This window comes from Paenibacillus sp. TC-CSREp1, assembly GCF_050171015.1.
Classification (GTDB): Bacteria; Bacillota; Bacilli; order Paenibacillales; family Paenibacillaceae; genus Paenibacillus; species Paenibacillus silvae.
This window is the reverse complement of the sequence record NZ_JBNOKM010000012.1, coordinates 62,340-82,732: the sequence shown is the minus strand read 5'-3', so window position 1 is coordinate 82,732 and position 20,393 is coordinate 62,340. Positions and strand designations below refer to the sequence as shown.

Below are 20,393 nucleotides of genomic sequence, written 5' to 3'. Positions count from 1 at the left end.
TGATACCGCCTGGCTTGGGCTGATTTTTTATCTTATCAGGTTACCTTTGGCGCAGCAGCTGCTGGATATCGGAGGACGGGCGGGAGCCCAGCTCTTCTTGCAGGAGTTCCTCCAACCGCTGGTATTGCCACTGGGCTTCCGTGCGCCGACCCAGGGATAGATACAGCATAATCATCTCACGATGAATGTCTTCCCGAATAGAATCAATCTGCAGAATCCGATCCAGATAATGAAGGGCACGCAAGGGCTGATTTTGCTGAATATGATATTGAGCTGCTGTCTCCATTGTTGTAATGAAGTCCATTTCGAGCTGTCTTGACCATGGCAAAGCCCATTCATAATGTCGTCCCTTCAACAGCTCCCCTCGATATAGAGCATCTATACGTTCAAACATCTCCGGCTGATAGGTCGAGGTTTGGCGAATTTGACGCAATAAGGCTTCGAACTCGTACAGATCACAATCAATGACTTCACGATCCATACGAATTCCGTTACGATCCTTGAGAATAATTGGAACATCGCTGTTGTCTCCAATTGCACGTCTGACATAATACAGCGTCGAGTTGATGTTGGTCCAGGCTTTCTGAGGACTAAGATCTTTCCACAACGTATCTGCAAGAGCATCACGGGTTGTTGATTTCATATATAAGAGGAATGCGAGCAATTCCTCTGTTTTGGGTGTTCTTAGTTTGACAGGATTGTTGGCATCTGCTCCGCCGAGCACAGTAAATTCACCAAATAGCTGCACCGTTAAGCGGGGAGCCGGGGCAATCGGCTCAGGCAAGGCTGTAGTGTTACGAAGTCGCTGCTGCAAGCGCTGTATGCTGCTGCTCACACGTTCGGCTGTCACCGGTTTAATGATATAATCCGTTACTTCCTTATCAAAAGCCTGCACGGCATACTCCTCATACCCCGTTACGAGCACGATTGGCAGGGAAGCCTGATGCTTGCGCAATTCTCCAATCAACTGCATTCCGGAAATACGCGGCATCGTAATATCAAGGAAGGCTGCATCAAAGCGATGCTGTGCTGCATACTCACAAGCCTTCTCCGGATTCTGGAATACTTCGCACACCTCAACGGCTCCGCTTTCCATCAATATACGCTTTAGCCGCTTGAGCGACAGGTCCTCATCGTCTACAATGATTACTTTGATCATGTCATATGCCTCCCGTTCCCCTTAGAGGTATGGTGCTGGATGGGAAGATCAAATGTAATGCGAGTCCCCTCACCATCATGACTCTCCATCTGAAAATCTCTGTTATACAGCAGCTTTAGTCTGCTGGATATATTCCATAGACCTACACCCGTGCTTCCGTCGGATACCTGCCGGATATCGTTCATTCTCTGTTTGGTCATACCCATACCGTTATCCTCGATGGTAAACCTTGCTTCTGCTTCATTCAGATTGCGAATGGACAGCATCACACGTCCGCCGCCCACACGAGACATCAGTCCGTGACGAATCGCATTTTCAATCAAAGGCTGCAGGGTTAGCGGCGGGATCTGCATCGTTCGATCCACATCGGCGTCCACATCGATAATAACCTCCAGCCTTGATCCGAAGCGGGCTTGTTCAATCGCTACATAAGCGTTAATCATGTCCAGCTCATTCTCCAGACTGGTTTTGGAGTCCAGATGTTTGAAATGCACACTGCCCCGCAGATAACTGGATAATTGCAAAATCAATCGTTCTGCTTCATTTGGCTCATCGACACATAATTCAGCAATAGCATTCAAGGCATTGTATAGAAAATGCGGGTTGATCTGGGACCTCAAAAAGGAGATCTCGGCATTACGGGCAGCCTGCACTGACGTTTTCATCCGGGTCAGACCACCAATTCGGGCCAGCAGTTCCTCCAATTCAAAGGGCTTGGATACAAAATCGTTAGCGCCTTTCTCCAAAGCCAGCTTTAACTGATGAGCTTTGTTGCCAGCGGTCAGCATGAGCACTGGCAGTTCAGAAGGCGAGAAGCGCTCCCGGATGCGATCCAGAAGCTCATAGCCGGACATTCCCGGCATCATGATATCCGCAATCACCAGATGTATGGAAGGTAACTGGTCTAGCAGCTCTAATACAGAATCGGAGCGTGAAGTAACGGCATAACTGTAACCTTCCAGCTTCAGCAGACTGCTGATCGTTTGCAGATTGGCAGCATCGTCATCTACGACGAGAATCCACTCCGCTCTGGTCCCTTTCATAATGAGAGGTTCATCATATCTCAGTGCTCGATGACCTGTGATGGCAGGAGGCATACTGACAGGGGTAACATTGACGCGGTTTTCCTTTTTACCTTCGGCAAGCGGAAAAGTGAGTACAAACGTCGCACCTTCACCAGGTAACGATTCCGCGTGGATGGTTCCACCGTGCATTTCAACGAGCTTACGCGTAATGCTGAGACCTAGTCCCGTACCCCCGGCAGCCCTTGGTCCCGCATCCGCCTCCTGCTCGAAGGGCAGGAAAATATGCTCCAGCTTGTCCGGGCTGATCCCGCGCCCGGTATCTGTAATGCGCACCTCAGCTTTGCCCTGAACGACAGCAGCGCTGATGCGTACAGAGCCTTCCTCTGTAAATTTGATTGCATTACCGATCAGATTGTGCAGTATTTGCACGAGTCGGTTGCCATCCGCATAGATCAACGGGAATTTGGCTGTAATCTCGTTCAGCAGTTCCAGCTTTTTTGTACCTAGCAAGAAGGAGTGCATACGCATAACGGAATCAACATAAGAGGATAGATCCGTTGCCGAGCGATGCAGGGTGATGTCACCATGCTTCATTTTGGAATAGTCGAGGAGTTCATCCACCAAATAAGTCAAACGTCTCCCGCTGCCCGTTACAATGGCCAGATTATGTGCCTGATCCTCCGTGAGCGCTCCTTCGGAACCTCGAAGCAGACTTTCGCTAATATTAACGATGGCGTTGAGCGGTGTTTTCAGCTCATGCGAAGTATTGGACAGAAAATCATCCTTCACCTGATCCAGCAAGAGAAGCTGGTCCTTGAGCGAGCGAACGGTACGGTAAGCCTCGAAAAAGCGAAGCACGACGAGAAAGAGCATCAGGATGCTGAATAAAACGATGCAAAACTGTCCGATATTCACATTTTCTTTGAGTGATATAGAGAACAGGTTAACATCCAGACAGTACAGCGTAATACAGAGTATTGCGGCGTACCACAGGAAGCTGGATAGACGCTCCCCCTTTTCACTAATGACATATCGTATTGCACATTGTATGAGCAGCCACAACAGTACCAGCGTATAGAGTCCAATAACGAACGGTGCCGTCAACACGTAAATAGAAATCGGAAGAAATGTGAGCAGGCAAATATAAGCCCCTAATATAAACAGTGTAATCAAGGTCATTATTCCGGACATTATGCCCGATCTGAAGCGGTAGAAATAAAAGATTAACAGGCCGAGACAAGTAACGGAGCAGAAATCTTTAATTTTATATAACATATTAAAGGAAAGGTTCAGGCTGGTTCCCGCCAGCACACGTTCACTGATCATGCCATTGTAAAGGGCATAGAACAGGCAGATGAGGCCGAGAATCAGCAGCGAGTCATCCCGGTTTCGATACAGGGCAGAGCCCAAATAGCTGATGAGAAAAATGATAGATATGGTGGCCAATACAGCCATGGTTGCCAGTTCAATAGCTGTGCGGTTCTGATGGCTTTTTAGCATGGCGGCCTGTTCTCCGAAAAAGAGTGGACCCGAGATGCCTGCATTGGGATAGTCATAGTTGGCGACACGAACGAGTATTTCAATATCGCCACCATGATACGGGAAAAATCCGATCTGCGGTGAATTGCCTGCCTTATAACCTGCTGTTTTCTCCATGGCTTGTCCGTCTTGCATCAGTTTGGCGCCATTGACATAAATTTCGCTGGCGAAACGAATGTTGCTCTTCTTGATGGCGAGTGTACCCTCGACAGGTGTATTGCGGAGCACAAGCCGGTATGTAGCATAACCGTGGGAGGGCAGGTGTTTGCCGTCTACCTGAAGCTGTCCCCAAGTGCCCGGGACCTCTGCATAATCATCAGGTGATGCCGTGGCTTCTTGTTGTTTGCCATCCGTCATGTGATCTGGAGCTGGTAGCAGCTGTTTCCAATAAAATTCCCATTCACCGTCGAGCCTGATACGACCCTCAAGCTTCGGGTTCCAGGTGGATAGATCGAGAATGCCCTGACGTGCATGGAGCGCGGCAGCTTGCGGTTCTCTTGCTGTGGATAGAACCAGCAGCGTAACAGCGAGTAACACTGTGAGAACAACACCTGATATTCGTATTAACACATTCTGCTGCTCCTTTGGGAGATTACCAATCATCTCTAGTATTCTATCGGCATTGTAGCGGATATCCCCAGGGGGTGCAATTGAATTTCGACAATTTTCTTTGTTTATTTTTTGTTTATTGTAATCCTGTATAATCCGGGTGCGTGATATGTCGAAAGAACCTGATGAAAGCACCAAAAGACCTATCTTTACGCAACTATGGACTTATGGAGTGGAGAGCATGGAGAGGAAAATCACAACGTGGTGTTTGCGGAACTTGATAATGGGTGTCGCTGTCTTACTGCTGATTGTAGCTTGTGTGAGCAGTTTTACAAAACCATTGGTTTCTTTTGCGGAAGGAAGTGCACAGGCCAACGTTGCTTCAGGAGCAGAAAAGGTCTATTCATCAGCAGCCCAAGCAGTTTTCTATCTGAAAGCGTACCGAAAGGACGGAACGCTGAAAACCGTAGGCAGCGGCTTTCTGATTGGAAACGGACGAGCGCTTACAGCCGCACATGTTGTGAAGGATGCCGTTTCTTACGAGGCAGTGTTTGAGGATGGCTCTATTCAGAAACTCCTTGTTCTAGGTGTCGACGGAGATACAGATGTGGCATTGCTTTCTGTAAAAGAACCGCTGAAACGTCCAGCACTTGCTTTGTCTGATGACAAACCTTCCGCAAGGCATGGACAAAGATCGTTTGCAATCGGTTATCCGCTCAAGGATGGCAAAATCATCACAGAGGGCATCGTCAATGCTCCAACGGCTGAGGTGAACGATGTGATTCGCCTGCTGACTTCGGCCCAAGTATCTCCCGGGATGTCAGGTGGCCCATTGCTGAATGAAGAGGGGCGTGTCATCGGATTAATCTCTGGTTCATTTCGCACCATGAATGGCATCCATATTTGTGTGACGGTAGAAGATATACGCAAGCTTTTGAAGAAATCGAATACATAATGGGAAAAGGAGAATCTTTGCATGCTCAAAAAGTTAGGAATTTGCTTGCTTGCCGTATTGCTTACGCTGACATCGGTTAGTTGGCCGCAGATGAACACCGTCTCCGCAGCAGCAGACTACCAGGATATTTGGATACCCAATGGTGGCGGAAAAATTATGAATCGGAAAGATATGTCCTCCTGGAACAACAATATTAAAAATTCTGATGCGAACAGCTTTGGTCTTTTTGCAGCTGGTGCCCCGGGAACATCAGTAAAGAAGAGCAACGTCACTGTATTGAACGCAGGATACGTGAAAATGAGTTTGCCTGGTCAGTTGGTTGCGAAGATTTCCGTGGCCTCCAATCCAACCCTTAGACGATTGGCTGAAGGTGGACAGGCCAGAATGCTCTTTAAAATTGGTTCAATGGAGACTTTATTCGGTTTTGAAGGTCAAGTATCTGTAAGTATCAATGGTTCTACAAAATTCATCGTGAATACTAAAAGTTCAGTAAACTCATCGTGGATTGCTTTTGGTCCGAACGATACGATCGAGATTGAACTTGGTGGAGGAACGATTGAAAGCGCCAGCGACATCGAGCTTTATTTTGCGGACATTACGCCTCCTACATACAATGGCAACACTTTTACACATAATGGTGCAGTTCGGTTTAATGCTGACCCAGCTGTACAGAAGAACGAACTGTTCCTGAAGCAGGGGAGTTATATGAACCTGGCGCTGAATTTCAGCGAACCGGTATTTCCTTCGCTGGCAGAGGATGCTTCGGAACAGGTTGACGGTAAGTTTAGCTTCATGCGAACCGAACTGTTCAGCAATCCGGGGGGAGACGGATTTGAACCTTCTACCTATTATCTGACAAGTGCAGACAGCGGTTATAGTAATTTTGCTTTAGGTGGACTGAATCTGAACAGCCATGCACGTTCCACATTTAATTTCCGTTATCAGGCAGCGATGAATGATAGTACAGGCAACATTCCTATTGATCCGAAGCGTCTGAGTGCACCATCGGAGGCAGATCGGCCGACCTTTCTGGAACGCATGAATGCGGCTGGTTTCATTGACGGGGCGGGGAACCCGGTTGCGGCTTTTAACGGTATAGGTACCGTTCCCTTTGCGGACAACGCACAGCCCGGCGGTACATTCCGAACAATTATCGATGCACGCGTACCTCAGTACTCGGCATCTCGCAACGGTGTGCAGCCGGAGGTATTGACAGGTCTTGTGCTGAACAAGGGTGATGTTGTTGATTTTACCGTATACCTCAACGAACAGGTCATCAGTGCATTTAATCCAACCGAGGACACCAGACTTAAGTTCGCTAACGGATTGACAGCAGCTTATGTCAGCGGTCAGAACACCAATACATGGACATTCCGCATGACCGTACCGGATGGCAAAAGCATTGAAACATCGCTGTTAGAAACGGCTGCACTTGAACATGCCAGCAATCCGGGAGACGGGAAAGCACTCACTGACTATGCAGGCAACGTGCTTGTTGAACCGGTCAAGAACATTGCATGGGCCGATCTGTCTGTGGACAACACAGCACCTGAAGTGAATTTTGTCTATGAGAACCAACACGGAGAAGTCATCCCCGAAGGGCAGTACGTGGGGGATGGTTCATTTACAATCCAGGCGTTCGATCCCGATTTGAATGGTCAGGCCAGCAAAGGTTTGTTCCGCCCAGGCAGTGGTTCAGGTTTGGTGTATTATGTGCTGAATCAGAGCCAGGCTGATCCTTTTGCAGGGAAGGACGACCATTTTGCAGCTGTGAAAAGATACTCTCTCACCCAGAAGCAGCCAGCGGACGAGCTGTACCCTTCAGGATATGAAGGCATAACACTGTCAGCGGGGCAGAACGGTACCAAAGTTGAGCTTCCGAATGACGGCACACCCCTGAACGGGAACTGGTACTTGCATACATGGACGGCAGATATGACATGGGACTCGGCTCGTCAGCGGATGCAATACGACAAAGGAAGCACGGAACGTGCAGCCTATCTTGCACAGCATCCCGATGCGACACCTGCGGAGCTGGAAGAATATTATCGCCAAAATATACTGCCCAATCTCTCGGATTATGGCAATGTTGCGCAATGGCCGCTTTCCGATTTCATGCAGGATGATTCGAACTGGTCTTACCATGTAGGTTTGCTCAAGATCGACAATGATGATCCAAACGTTGAGATCGGCAATGTGGTGGACAACAACTCAGACAATGTGAAGATTACGGTCAGAGCGACTGACCCGACCTCTTCGATCAAAAATGATAAGATTCAGTACCAGTTTGTAGCCGAGGGTAAAGAGACCTCTGCTTCCGGATGGCAGGATGCTACACTCAATGCGGCAGGCGAGGCCGAAATTTCGACATTGAAAGATCCGGCTATAACCAAAGGCGGCCGTTATGAATTGCATGTCAAAGCACAGGATGTCGCGGGTCATTCAGCAGCGGCTGAACCCAAGGCGGTGGATGTGCTGGTCATTTCCACGAAATTCAAGGCTTACCCGGGCACGTATGCGATCAATGACGGACCAGACTTTACAGTGGCTGGTGTTCCGATTGATACCATCGAATACCAGTATACACAAAGCTCTGAGCGCCCTGCGGGCAACAGCAAGTGGACTGCTTTTGAAGACGCACCGAAAGAAACAAAGCTGGGCGACGTAGCCGCCGAAAAGTACAGCTTCCCTGCTGATAAAACGCTGAATGGCACATGGTACGCCCATGTACGCATTAAACAGCAGGATACCGGACGGTATTATTACTACTATCAGGAGTACAAGTTTGATCATTTGCCGCCAAATGTGAAGTTTGGTTCTCAAGGTTACTTGTACCCAATGCCGGAACAGTCTGTGCAGATTGATGTATCAGATACGCTCGTTGACTTTGCGGGTGTAGCCGCCAAGAACATCCGTTATCAATGGATCAAGGTGGTTGAGGGACAAGAAGAGCAGGAACCCGACCCGGAAGGAAAAGGGTGGAGCACTTCACCTGCTGATCGCCTGATCACCCTGCAGGTGGACAATAAAAAAGATAACGGGAACTATCGTCTGTATGTACATGCCAGCGACAGTCTGGGGAACAGCAAAATGTTCCATACCACCGGTGTATTCTCTGTCTTTTATTTAAGCAGTGAGCCGCCTGTGGGCAGCGCACGTTTGATTCGGACCGAAGGCCCGGGAGATGACGGATATACTGCCATTATGGAACTAACCGTTGACGTACCGGCACAGGAAGGATATTTCTACTCCGTGTCCACGAATGGTGGGGACAACTGGAGTACATGGCTGCCATATACGAATTATGTAGGTGTGCCTGTGGACACTGACGATACGGGACAACTGAAGTCCAAAGTTCGTGTGAAGTTCAAAGGCTTCTACGACAATATCAGTGAGATTGTAACACCTGAAATTCAGATTCAGGATGCTCCGGCTTATGCTCTCGCTTCCCTGGAGCAGATCACGCCGATTCGCGGCGGAGAGAAAGTTCAGGATGGCGGACAGAACGAAGGTCAGGAGATCGTATTTGATCTGGTGGATGGCAAGACGGTGAAGCCAACAGATAGTAACCCGGAAATGCCGGAGACACTGGAGGCGAACAAACGCTTCAAAATCTACCGCAACGGAAGTTACTCCTTCACGGTGAAAGATGGCGACAATACAGCAACCGTATTTATCGTTGTTTCCAACTTTGATGATACGCCGCCAGTGGTGAACGTGAAATATTCCACCATTGCCGCGACAAATGGAACGGTTAAAGTGAGTCTGAAATCGAGCGAACCGATCCGAATCACCAATCTGCCAACATCGTACAAAAACTTCAAAGAAAACGGTGAATTTACGTTTGAGTACGAGGATGCGGTCGGTTTTACCGGAAGTGTGACAGCGACAGTGAGCAATATTGATACCACACCGCCAGAAGCGGATATTACACTTCATTATAATCATCCAGACCTCAAAGCATTAATCCGTTATGGTGCTGGTACAGCCGTAGTGGACAGTTCAGGGGATGGCTATAACGCAAACGGTGAATTTACTCATTTTGCCGTGCCGACAAGAGATAATGTCGTTGCTTCCAATCTGATCGTGGCTCAAGTGTTACCCAAAGCAGGAGAGGTTCCGGACTATCAGGTTGTTTCAAACAGTGCAGGCACAAATCAATCGTCGATTGTGATGACTTCAGGCAGCAAAGCACGCTTCTCGCTGGCAGATGCAGCCGGAAACAGCGCCAAGATCGAATCTGAAGCCATCTCTACACTGGTCGGTTCCATCCCTGCTGTAGATGAAGTGACGATGGTTCGGGTGGATAACGACGGACAAGTCATTGATGGTAGTAAGCTTGTTCAGATTGGGGACCAAACTTATTCCAAAGGAAAGGTACGTGTAGGTCTGTTGATGCCAGCTTCGGCGATTGAGGGCAATGTCATCTATGCCGGAGCAACACCGGTATCGGGTTTCAGCGCAGAGTACGCAACCAATGGTGAACATTCAATTCTGCTTTCTGATCTGCTCGGCAACAAGAGACAAGTCAATTTCACGATAGAGGGTCTGGATAACACGGCACCAACAATTCGTCTGAACAAAACATCCACAACACTGCTGCAAAACAAACCGAACTTTGACCTGGCAGCAGATCTGGGCGGTTACGTGGTGAGTGACAATCTATCGTCTGCAGAGAACATTCAAGTGACGGCTGCTGAATACGTGCTCGAAGGCGGGCAATACGTTGACAAACCGCTGAACCTGACGGTTACGGGAAAACATACCCTTCGTTACACTGCCAAGGATCAGCTTGGTAACGTAAGTTATGCCCTGCAAACGGTATTTGTTCGTTCAAGTGACGGCATGTTTGTGACGGCGAATGGCTTGCCGCTGTCGGATACTGAATCCGAAACAGCCATCGTAAATACAGGTGTTATTACGTTTAATGTGAATAACTTCCGCACGGTTGGTTCTACGGGCGGCACCAAGCTGGAGAATGAACTCGGTACGTACGACGTGTATTATTTCCCGGGACTGGTGCGAGAAGGACAGCTGAAGTACATTGCGACCAAAGTAACGTACAAAGAACTGGTCAGCAAAGACTTCAAAGTAACACTGCCCAAAGCGGGATGGTATACCATCGTAGTGCAAAATTCAGAGCGCGAACGCGTCTACTCCACACTGCTCGTTAACCGGGCCAATTAGAGAAACGGAAGGGGTTCACCCATGCGACGGAAGAACATCATACGGATGATTGCGGCGATGATGGCAACAGTAATGCTGATTAGTGTGCTGCCGCTTCATATTGCTGCCGCGGCAGTATCTGCTGCAGGTACAACATCTATCAAGAACGGGTTCATTAAAGTAACGGTGGATAATGCAAGCGGCCGCTTCAGCATTCGGACGGAAGACGGACAGCCTATTCGCAAAAAGGATAACGGTGTAGATATGATCTTTGGCGGGGACAACCCGGAGACCTCTTTTACAACGTTCAAGATTAATGGAACGGATCTGATTTTTGGTAATCCATATAAAATGGCACCAAACTGGACCTCGGAGGTAACCCCTCCGAAGGTTGTTACAGGTAATGATGGTACCCAAAGCATCGTTACTGTGTGGACCATTCAAGGCATTCGCATCAGCCAGATTATTACTTTGCTGCTCAAAGAAGACAAGGATCAAGGCGGTAATGCTCGCGTCCAGTACGTTGTGGAAAATACAACGAATGCCAAAGTAGACATCGGCTCGCGTGTATTGCTGGATACGTCCGTTGGTGGCAATGATGGGCCGGCCTTCCAGATTGGACAGAACTATTCAGTTCCGCTGACGGTGGAGCGCAAGCTGGTTCATGAGCCGGAGAAGCTTGGTTATGACAAAAATGTGGATGAGCAGGCCTACAACCTGCACAAGCTACCCGCATACTGGATTATGCGAGACAAGCTGGAGCAGGGTAACCCATCCGCAACAAACGTCATTGCTTACGGCTTCAACAACTTGTTTGAGGGCGGCATCAACATCGTTGACGAGATGATCGTTGGACACTGGGCTAATCTCGCAGGCACGAAATGGGATTATGAACCGGACGAAAATCTGGATTATACCCAGGATACGAATAAATATGGCACAGCAGATACAGCTGTAGCATATTACTGGGAGCCGGATGCAGTACAAGCTGGCGGTCAGCATATGTATGAGCTTGTATATGGCTTGGGTGAGATTGTATCGCCGGAGAAGGTTTTCGACGTACGATTCCTTGATCCAACACAGAAGCTGGAGACCAACGAGGATGAGACAGCTTACGTACGTGACGGTGTGTTTGAGGTCAACACCGAGATCGAGAATCTGGAAATGTTTAGCATGAACCATAGCCAGATTGATGTTACCTTGACACTCGAGAACGGTCTGAGCTTTATCGATGAGGATGGCAAGGAACTGAACACAAGGAGTCAGAAGCTCACGTTCCGCAAAGATGTTCCGCCAGAGCAAGCCGCACAGGGCGTGGAATTTATTCCGTATAAACCGGGCGAGGTTGTTGCTGCCAAGTGGCGGGTCAAAGGTACAGGTAAAGCCTGGCCTTCCACACGTCAATACATGGTAACCGTGAGCAGCCCGGAAACGGAGAAAAAGCTGGAGACCACGATCAGTGAGAGCAAGGAGCTCCCGGAAGCGGAAATCCGTGCAATCTATGAGTCGTCAAGAGCAGGTTTTATTTTCCTGCCGCCTGTTGGCGAGCTGCGCAAAACGCTGGTGTATGCGTTGTCGCCAGAGGAAACGTTCAGCAAGGATGAGAAATACATCACACTGAACTTGTCCAATATCGCGGCTTACAATGTCGGTAATGAGGCTACTGCTGCGGCAGCTAACTTTGACATGTATCTCGTGAATGTCAGGAACGGGGATCGTTACAAAGTTCCGGTGACCCGTTCTGTAACTACACAGCCTCTTGGCAATGGTTTTGCGGGTGACCTGAAGCTGATCTATCGTGGCGGAGAAAAGGTCAAGCCGGACGGGACAACACTGGAAGTGCTGAACGATTCCGTTCTGCCGCTTGGCGAGTATGCTGTACAGCTCGATTACAAAGACAAAACCGTTCCAGAGCTGGCGGAAGCGCTTAGCTTCACAACAAGCCAGACATTTGCCGTAACGGATAATGAAGAGAACCGTGTTCGTAAGGCCGGAATTCTCGCTGTATACAAAACGAAACTGGACCTGAATGCAGGTGCTGGTGATAAAGCAGCATTTGCAGATGTTCTTCCATCGACGTATGGCAATCTGACAGATGCCCAGTTCAAAACGAAACTGGATCAGGATCGGGCACGTTTTGTGGCTGCAAAACAGGAAATGGTCGTTGCTTCACGCAAGCTTGATCCTGCTTTGGATATTGCGGGAGCGCTTGATGTATCGGGATCACCGGTATATGTAGTGGAAACGTTTGAGGATGAGAAAGCGTTCGAAACGTTCAAAAATGGACTGGACGAAGATGCGGAGCAGGAAGTAGTGCTGGAAGTGCGCGGTAAAATTGTGCAATCCGGTACGGGAGCTAACGCTCAATATACGGTTCAATCCGATACCGAACCGGCAATTCTCAACCAAAGTGTTGCTTACAAAGGTAAGGACCTGACCATCTCCACCGGTAAATTCCCGCTTGCCGATCGATTGAAGGCGAATACCGACACGCCTTACCTGCAGGCGCTATTTGTAGGCGGGGACGGCACATTGAGCGTAGCCAATAGCGGATTTGTCTTTCATTCAGGTGAATGGACGGTCGATTTCTATAACGGGTTCGACAAGTCGCTCGGTACCGAATCAAAGCTGAGCGATGAAGAACAGGCATGGGAAGAGGGACGTAATCCCGAAGACCCTACCCTGAACGGAACGCTGACATGGGCGAACGGCATGATTGGAGATGCGCTTAACCCCTATCGGACGCTGCTTGTATCGTATGTGTATTTTAACAAGCATACGTTGTTCACCACGCCATCCTTCTCACTGAACGGGTTTGGCCTGAAGCTGAATGATTTCATTTTGAGGCAGGATGGAGTTTCATTTGGCGGTGCGATAAAAATGTTTATCGTGGATGGTGAAGTGAAAAACGTCATGTTCAACAAATCCGGGTTTGTGGGTATTGAATCCGCGTTAAAATTTCAGCTGGACAACAGCATTGGTTTATTCAAACCGGATTCCGAGGATAGCATCAAAGGCGGCATTGATGTAACCCATTATAAAGACCCGAATAAATATGGCGTAATGAACTCATACGGAGTTAATTTTGAGGCGAAGCTGGAGAACCTGTTCTCCATAAGTGCAGAGCTTGCCTTCAAACGTGTTCCGGATGGTCGGATTATTCCTGACGTGATCGCGTTTGGGTCAGATCTTCCTGATCCGGGTATCCGCATTAATCCGGCAACCAAAATCTCAAGCTTGCGCGGAGCCGTTCGTGAACTTGCGATGACGATTGCTGGAGGAACGGAGCGTTTGCCGCTCACACTTGAAGCAGGCATCGACATGGAGATTGGTCAGAAGCCTGCGGTTTTCTCAGGAAATGTGGACCTGACCCTCAAGGCAACCGGTTTCAAAGTAGTTGGCAAACTGGGCTTTGGCGAAGGCAGTAAAGTGATTCCAATGCTGACTGAAGCGCTGATTCAGACGCAATGGGCCAGCCCGATGTTTATTCGTGCCCGTGCGCAGATTGATGTCGGCGGCTGGGATATTATTGTGGGTAGTGCCAGCCTGTTTATCGGTGAGAACCTGGAGAAGGGACGCGTTGATTTTGAAGGCATGGTCAGCTCCAAAATACAGGTTCCACGTTCGGTGCCGGTTGTCGGAGGCATGGGTTTTGGCGTTCGAGCCGGAGCCAACAACGATCAGTTGTGGGCAGGTATTTCTCTACTATTAGTGACACTAGGCATCAAATATTACTGGGGCGGCGGTATCTCGTTTATGACCGATGGATCGGCTCTGGATAACGAAGCACTCGTAAATTTGTCAATCAATGATCCGGAGCAGGGGCCACGTTTGTTACAGATTGGTACGGGCATTAAGACCTTGGCAACCTCATGGGAAAATGAAGAGCCGGAGCGTTACGAGATCCGATACACTGCCGTCGCAGATGGCATCGACATGATCGAAGATAGCTCCCAGAACCTTGGTATTGGCGGCATTCGTACGTCCAATGGAGGCAAGACTCATGTCATCCCGATGACTGGAGTAACAGGGGATGCCTTGCTGGAAGTGGAGTATTTTACAACGACTCGACCAACGCTCTCTCTGAAACGGGATGACGGAAGTACGTACAGCATCATCTTTGGGGAAGCATCAGACCAAAATGCAACTGCATTTGAGCAGATCATCAAAGCTCCGAAAGAAGGAGACCTGAAGGGTGACGGTACGACTGTAACCAAGAAGGAAGAGCAGCAAAGCACGGATGTACGCCGTATTTATATCGCGATCCCGCAAGAGGATGCGAAGACGGGCAGCTGGACACTGACCTCCAGCCAATCCGTCAAATCCAAGCTGATGAACATTCCGGTACTCCCGGAACTGAGTTCCACGTCTCTGGAAGTGAATGCACAGGATGCGGATCAATTCACCGCACGTTGGACGGTGGATAATGCTTCAGCAGGGGATACCGTGGATCTGTATCTGTCCTCTGACCGTTTGCAAGCAACAGTAACACCAGATGAGAAGGTTGATCCAGGCATTATGATCGCCAAAGGCATTGAAATCGAGAGTGCTAACATTGATGCAGATGGTCGTGCTTCTGGTGAGATGACTTTTGACGTGAAGCAGATCGCCTATCTGGGAGGAGCCAATCTTCGCGGTTTGCTGCAGCAGGGCAAATATTATTTGCGTACCGAGCTCAAGACAGATATGGCGTTCTCCGTCCTGTCGTCTGAAGAGGCCTACACGCTTGTAGACCCGCTGGCTCCAGTGGCTGTGCCATTTGTGGAAACAAGGAATATCGGTAACGGTATGTTCGATGTAGCCTTCCCAGCTATCGAGAAAACAGCTGCGGAAGAAGATGACGAGTTCACGTATATCGTGACTGCATCAGATGAGCAAGGACAACTGTACGATCCGTTTGGTGAGGAAGGGTACAGTGAATCCGATTTGAAAGCTTTGCTGAAGGATGGCAAATATCATGTGACGGTCGGCGGCTGGAACGCACTGGGGACTCCTAAGCTGGGCCCGGATGGCAAGGTGCTTCGCAGTGCCGATGGTACGATTGTGATGGAAGATGATGATACGAATGAGACGGGGGATAAGAAAGTTCGCCATTCGGGACTGGAGCCTGGCAAAACGTATCGTATCGGCGTGACCGTTGCACGTAAACCAGCCTCGGATGACAAGGGCAACCTGCGTCTGTCGACAACAACCTACAGTGATGGGAAGCTGCTTCCTGTTCCGACAGGGCCGGTGCTCTCACTGAACAATAAACAAGTGATCAACAACAAATTAGAAGTAGTGACCCGTTCAAACGAGGTAACCGTCAATGCGGCTTCCGACCAGTCTAACGTGGTCGTGGAGGCTTCTACAGATGATGGTGTGCTCGGAACGTATAATCTTGGCACTACGGACAAGATGAAATTTAACTTTGCAGTGGATGGTGTGTATGCCGTTCGGCTCAAGGCGAGAAATACGAGTACGGGAGATACATCGGTGACGATGCTGTATATCACCGTAGATACCATGGCTCCAATGATCTATCTGGAATCACCTTCACAGGGTGAACGTGTACAAGGAGGTAAGGCACTCGTACAGGGTACGACGATGACTGATGCCGATATTACCGTAACGGATGCGGATAGCGACCAAACGTTGGCGCAATTCAAACCTGACGATAACGGTGATTTCAAGCATGAGGTTCCAGTAGATAGCAGTCGTTTGAAGACCCGTTTGCGGATCAAGACCGAGGATGCTGCGGGTAACGTGAACTCAGCGGTGGTTGAGGTATTGAACGGAGATTTCAAGCTTCCGCGCAGATTGAAAATGGCCATGCCTGAAGCACTTGTTGCTGGAGGAGAGCAGGCACCTGTACAGACCTATGTGGAATACACGGATGGCACACGTGAGCTTGCGGATAATAGTAAATTGACGTACAGCATGGTTAACGGGGAAGCCAATGTATCCTTGGAGCAGGATGGAATGCTTACTGGTAAACGTGTCGGTGCTTCGCTGATTGAAGCTGCGTATTCCTGGGAGGGTACTGAACTGAGCACGATGGATGTTGTCTCTGTCGAAGCTCCGAAGACGGGAACTGCACCACCGGATTACATGGATACGATTAAAGCATCAACCATTGGTACAGGTAAAAAAGGAGAGACACGTGTGGCGATCAGCGCAGCCGGACATAAAGGAAATATGGCTGGAAGCGAACTTGCATATCGTATCTTCACGAGTAAAGAACAGGTGATGCTGCCTACGTTTGAGCAGGACATCAGCGGGTGGAATACATTGCCAGCCGATAAAATCATCAAAGCCAAGCCAGGCGAGTGGGTTGTTGTCGCCAAACGTACAGTCAAAGAGCCTAAGCTGGTAACAGCAGCTTCTGCAGCTGTGAAAGTCAATGAACGAATCTCCACAGAATCTGAGGTTACAAGCCCTGGCTCAGGTACCGGGAACAGCAAACCGCCTGCATCCAACATCCCTTCAGGCCCGTTAACTGTGGGTGGTGTGGTGATTGACAGTTCCATCGCAGCGCATGACCTCAAGGCTCCGCTGGAACTGGATGGGGTGAAGCAGGAAGAGATGCTGCTGGTGGATGTTACTCCAGGAGCTAACGGTCCGACAGTGATCGCTCGTCCCGTAAGGGAAGCGCTGCTGAAGGCTGCGAAGCAGGATCAGCGAATCCGTCTGCATGTGACAGGCCAGATGCAGAAGCTTCGTTTTGATCTCGATGCCGATCTCATCAAGCAGCTTGCTGCAAAAGACGTTGCGATGGATCTGGAGAGCGATTGGGGCAGCTACCGTTTGGACTGGAAAGCAATCGATGTGAAGGCATTGGAGGCATCGTTCTCTGGACAGAAGGCAGAGGATATCAAGGTCAGCCTGAATGTAGGAAGACCGGAAGTGGTTTACGAGCAGCTTGCTGCCAAGCTGGCGAAGGAAGGCCGCATCGTTCCGCGAGGAACGCCTGTAGCCTTTGATATGATTGCAAGTGACGGAAGCAAAACCGTTGAAATTAACAAGCTTTTGAGCATGACAACGAAGGAGCTGAATCTGCCTCAAGGAGAGGATGAGCGTTCGGTTTCCACGGTTGTTGTACTCGAAGCGGACGGCAGTCTGCGTCACGTACCGACACGTTTTGAAGTGAGGGAAGGACGTATGCTTGCGATCGCAAGCAGTATGACCAACAGCGTGTATTTGCCTGTTCATTATGAAACGTCGTTCCGTGATATGAAAAATCATTGGGCATCTGAAGCAGTAAATGATCTGGCATCACGTCTGGTGGTGAACGGGGTATCGGCTGCTAGTTTCGAGCCTGCACGCAGCATGACACGTGCCGAGCTTGCCGCACTGATGGTAAGAGCCTTTGGATTGAAGCCGGGCGTAGATGCAGCTGCAGCTCAAAGTGCTGCTTCACCGTTCACAGACGTTAATGCAAAGGACTGGTATAACGATGCGGTTCATACGGCGACAGCTTATGGCCTGATGACAGGATATAACGGTAACCGTTTTGGTCCACAGGATGTGATGACGCGTGAGCAAGTGATGGTAATGCTGATTCGTGCTTATGAAATGGCGGGGCATACGGCACCAGCAGCAAGCAGTGCTGCCAGCGCACTTGAAGGTTACACGGACGTATCCAGTCTGTCTGCATGGGCGAAAGAAAGTGCCGCGCAAGCGGTGAAGCTGGGACTTATTCAAGGCAAGTCGGCAGCGAAGCTGGAGCCTAAGGCTCCGGTGACTCGTGCCGAGATGGCAACTCTGGTCCGCAGATTGCTGGTGGAGCTGGATTTGCTATAAAGCATATCTCATTACTTCTTAACAAAAATCCCGGAAGTCTCTATGACTTTCGGGATTTTTATTATGCAACCTACACCCAGCCTGTAAAGGCAAGTATCGATGCTTTGGCAGATTGTGCCTCCATATGAGCACCTGTCCGCCAGGCCTTGGGCGATTCGCCCATTAATCTGGCGAAGCAGCGATTGAAGCTGGAGATTGAGCGAAAGCCCACCTGCTCGGAGATCGACAGGACCGAAGAATCAGTGCTTTTTAAACGTTTGCAGGCCTCTTCTACACGTGTGCTGTTCAGAAAATCAAGCGGTGTCGTACCCATAATTTCATGGAATTTGCGGCGAAAGTGGGTAGTGCTCAGGTGACACAGCTCTGCAAGCTCGTCAATCGTGACCGGCAGCATGTAATTTTTCGTAATAAATTCAAGAGCGGGTGAGATCACAAGATCAGGCTGACGGCTCTGCAATTCCTGTTCCCGGTTAACCCCATTCTCATCATTTGCATGAATTCGCAGCAGCTCAATATACAGGGACATTAACAGCCCATACGCACTCTCGCGGTAAAAGGGGGACTGTCGTTGAATTTCCTCAACAATCGATGTCGCCAGTGTATATACCTTGGGATACTGGTCTTTATGTAGAACACAACGGCTGGCTTGAATGGCCCGAAGATTCGGCTCCATATTCGTTTGGGGTGTTTTTATAACTTGCTGAAACAGCTCTTCCGGTGAAAAAAAGAGATAGGCCCACCTGCTTGCCTTATTAGGCGAACTGTAGGTGGTGTGGGGCAGATAACGAGGAAGGAACGTGACGTCTCCTGCCCGGAAAGGAACGTTTTCTCCTTTAATCTCCATCACACCTTCATCCGAATAACAGATGCCAATCTCCATATGATTATGAAAGTGCAGATGCTCGCTTTTGATATCAGAGATTTTCCAGCGCTCTCCGCTGAGCAATAGAACGGGAAAATCAATGGGCAAGCTGTAATGGCGGTATTCAATGACAGGTTTTTTCGGTTTGGGCATGTCCGGCTGCTCCCATTCGTCGGATTATAAATGATCGAAATTGCGCAGTTTTGTTACGAATATGCTTAGATGCAGACTATTTTACTGCGTACAATGAAATAAGTAAAGCGTTTACATCACAGGACAGTCACTTCTCATATATCCATCCGAGGAGTGTGCGCAGGAGAGGGGTATACACATGCTGCAAGTGAAATATGACCGTGAGCAACTATTAAACGTGATTCAGAACGTAACGAACAAAACGCTGGATATGGATTTGACCTGGGACTGGCCCTGCGGCGTTGCCTATTACGGGGTTTCGAGAGCCTACCAGACGACAGGCAATCAGGAGATTCTGGACAGACTGGTGAAATGGGCAGATGAATATATTGAGCTGGGACTGCCCAGCTGGACGGTAAATACATGTGCGATGGGGCATGTGATGATTACGTTATATGAAGAGACTGGAGATCAGAAGTATTGGGATATCGTGATGAGCAAGGTAGATTATTTGCAAAATCATGCGCTCCGCTTTGGCGATCGTGTGCTGCAGCATACGGTGTCAACAGCGAATGATTTTCCCGAACAGGCTTGGGCGGATACGCTGTTTATGGCTGCTTTTTTCCTGCTCCGGGTGGGCAGCAAGCTGAAGGACGAAGCGATGATTCAGGATGCCCTGAACCAATATTACTGGCATATCAAATACCTGCAGGACCCTGGTACAGGTCTGTGGTATCACGGCTATAACAACGTAAACAAGGATCATATGTCCGGGTTTTACTGGGGACGGGCGAATGCATGGGGAGCTTATACGATGTCACAGGTGAAGCCTCAGCTCCAGGAGTGGTATTTATACCCGCAGTGTATGGACGTGGAATGTTCCTTGCGCGATCAACTCGCGGCTATTAAGCTGCTGCAAACAGACAATGGCTTGTGGCGTACGGTGCTGGATGACCCGGAATCGTATGAGGAAGTGTCTGCATCGTGCGGTATTGCCGCTGCTATGATCAATAATGGCAATCCGCTGCATACGAAATACGTGCAAAAAGCGCTTGAAGGCATTCTGAGCAATATCAGCCAGGATGGACGTGTGCTGGGCGTATCGGGCGGAACGGCCGTGATGAAGGACCGTGACGGTTACCGCAACATTCCGAAGGACTGGATTCAAGGGTGGGGGCAGGGATTGGCACTGGCATTTCTGTCTGACCTGCTGAGATAAGGGGG

General features: G+C 49.3%; 7 protein-coding genes. 4 read left to right on the top strand and 3 right to left on the bottom strand.

The genetic code is table 11. The annotated features are described in order from the left end of the window. Window positions 1-40: 40 nt before the first annotated feature. Window positions 41-1,159, bottom strand: a complete 1,119-nt coding sequence (locus ACQSGY_RS19100) for a response regulator (RefSeq protein WP_427179897.1) — start codon at window positions 1,157-1,159, stop codon at window positions 41-43. Continuing rightward, window positions 1,156-4,293, bottom strand: coding sequence for an ATP-binding protein (locus ACQSGY_RS19095; RefSeq protein ID WP_427179896.1), 3,138 nt, complete (start codon window positions 4,291-4,293; stop codon window positions 1,156-1,158). The genes ACQSGY_RS19100 and ACQSGY_RS19095 overlap by 4 nt, the downstream gene beginning before the upstream one ends. 220 nt (window positions 4,294-4,513) lie before the next feature. Between ACQSGY_RS19095 and ACQSGY_RS19090 the strand changes: the two genes are divergently transcribed. Genes ACQSGY_RS19090 through ACQSGY_RS19080 form a run of 3 tightly spaced genes read left to right on the top strand, consistent with a single transcriptional unit; the run spans window position 4,514 to window position 18,175 of the window. Beyond that, entirely contained in the window at window positions 4,514-5,227 is a 714-nt protein-coding gene (locus tag ACQSGY_RS19090) for a S1 family peptidase (protein WP_427179895.1), read from the top strand. A gap of 21 nt (window positions 5,228-5,248) precedes the next feature. After that, the gene (locus ACQSGY_RS19085) at window positions 5,249-10,414 is read left to right on the top strand and encodes a hypothetical protein (protein WP_427179894.1); all 5,166 of its coding nucleotides are present in this window, start codon (window positions 5,249-5,251) and stop codon (window positions 10,412-10,414) included. A 21-nt stretch (window positions 10,415-10,435) separates the two neighbouring features. Then, window positions 10,436-18,175 carry an S-layer homology domain-containing protein gene (locus ACQSGY_RS19080; RefSeq protein ID WP_427179892.1) on the top strand — a complete coding sequence of 2,580 codons (7,740 nt, stop codon included), beginning with the start codon at window positions 10,436-10,438 and terminating at the stop codon, window positions 18,173-18,175. Window positions 18,176-18,245: 70 nt separating this feature from the next. Here the strand turns inward: ACQSGY_RS19080 and ACQSGY_RS19075 are convergent, their stop codons facing one another. Further along, on the bottom strand, window positions 18,246-19,190 hold the full coding sequence (locus ACQSGY_RS19075; RefSeq protein ID WP_427179891.1) for a helix-turn-helix domain-containing protein: 945 nt from the start codon (window positions 19,188-19,190) through the stop codon (window positions 18,246-18,248). Window positions 19,191-19,368: 178 nt separating this feature from the next. Here ACQSGY_RS19075 and ACQSGY_RS19070 point away from each other — a divergent pair, with 178 nt between their 5' ends. Next, on the top strand, window positions 19,369-20,388 hold the full coding sequence (locus ACQSGY_RS19070) for a glycoside hydrolase family 88/105 protein (protein WP_427179889.1): 1,020 nt from the start codon (window positions 19,369-19,371) through the stop codon (window positions 20,386-20,388). The last annotated feature ends 5 nt before the right edge of the window (window positions 20,389-20,393 follow it).

Bases quoted from the DNA above. Each gene is read 5' to 3' on its own strand.
- ACQSGY_RS19100 (WP_427179897.1), bottom strand. From the start codon at position 1,159: ATGATCAAAGTAATCATTGTAGACGATGAGGACCTGTCGCTCAAGCGG.
- ACQSGY_RS19090 (WP_427179895.1), top strand. From the start codon at position 4,514: ATGGAGAGGAAAATCACAACGTGGTGTTTGCGGAACTTGATAATGGGT.
- ACQSGY_RS19085 (WP_427179894.1), top strand. From the start codon at position 5,249: ATGCTCAAAAAGTTAGGAATTTGCTTGCTTGCCGTATTGCTTACGCTG.
- ACQSGY_RS19080 (WP_427179892.1), top strand. From the start codon at position 10,436: ATGCGACGGAAGAACATCATACGGATGATTGCGGCGATGATGGCAACA.
- ACQSGY_RS19075 (WP_427179891.1), bottom strand. From the start codon at position 19,190: ATGCCCAAACCGAAAAAACCTGTCATTGAATACCGCCATTACAGCTTG.
- ACQSGY_RS19070 (WP_427179889.1), top strand. From the start codon at position 19,369: ATGCTGCAAGTGAAATATGACCGTGAGCAACTATTAAACGTGATTCAG.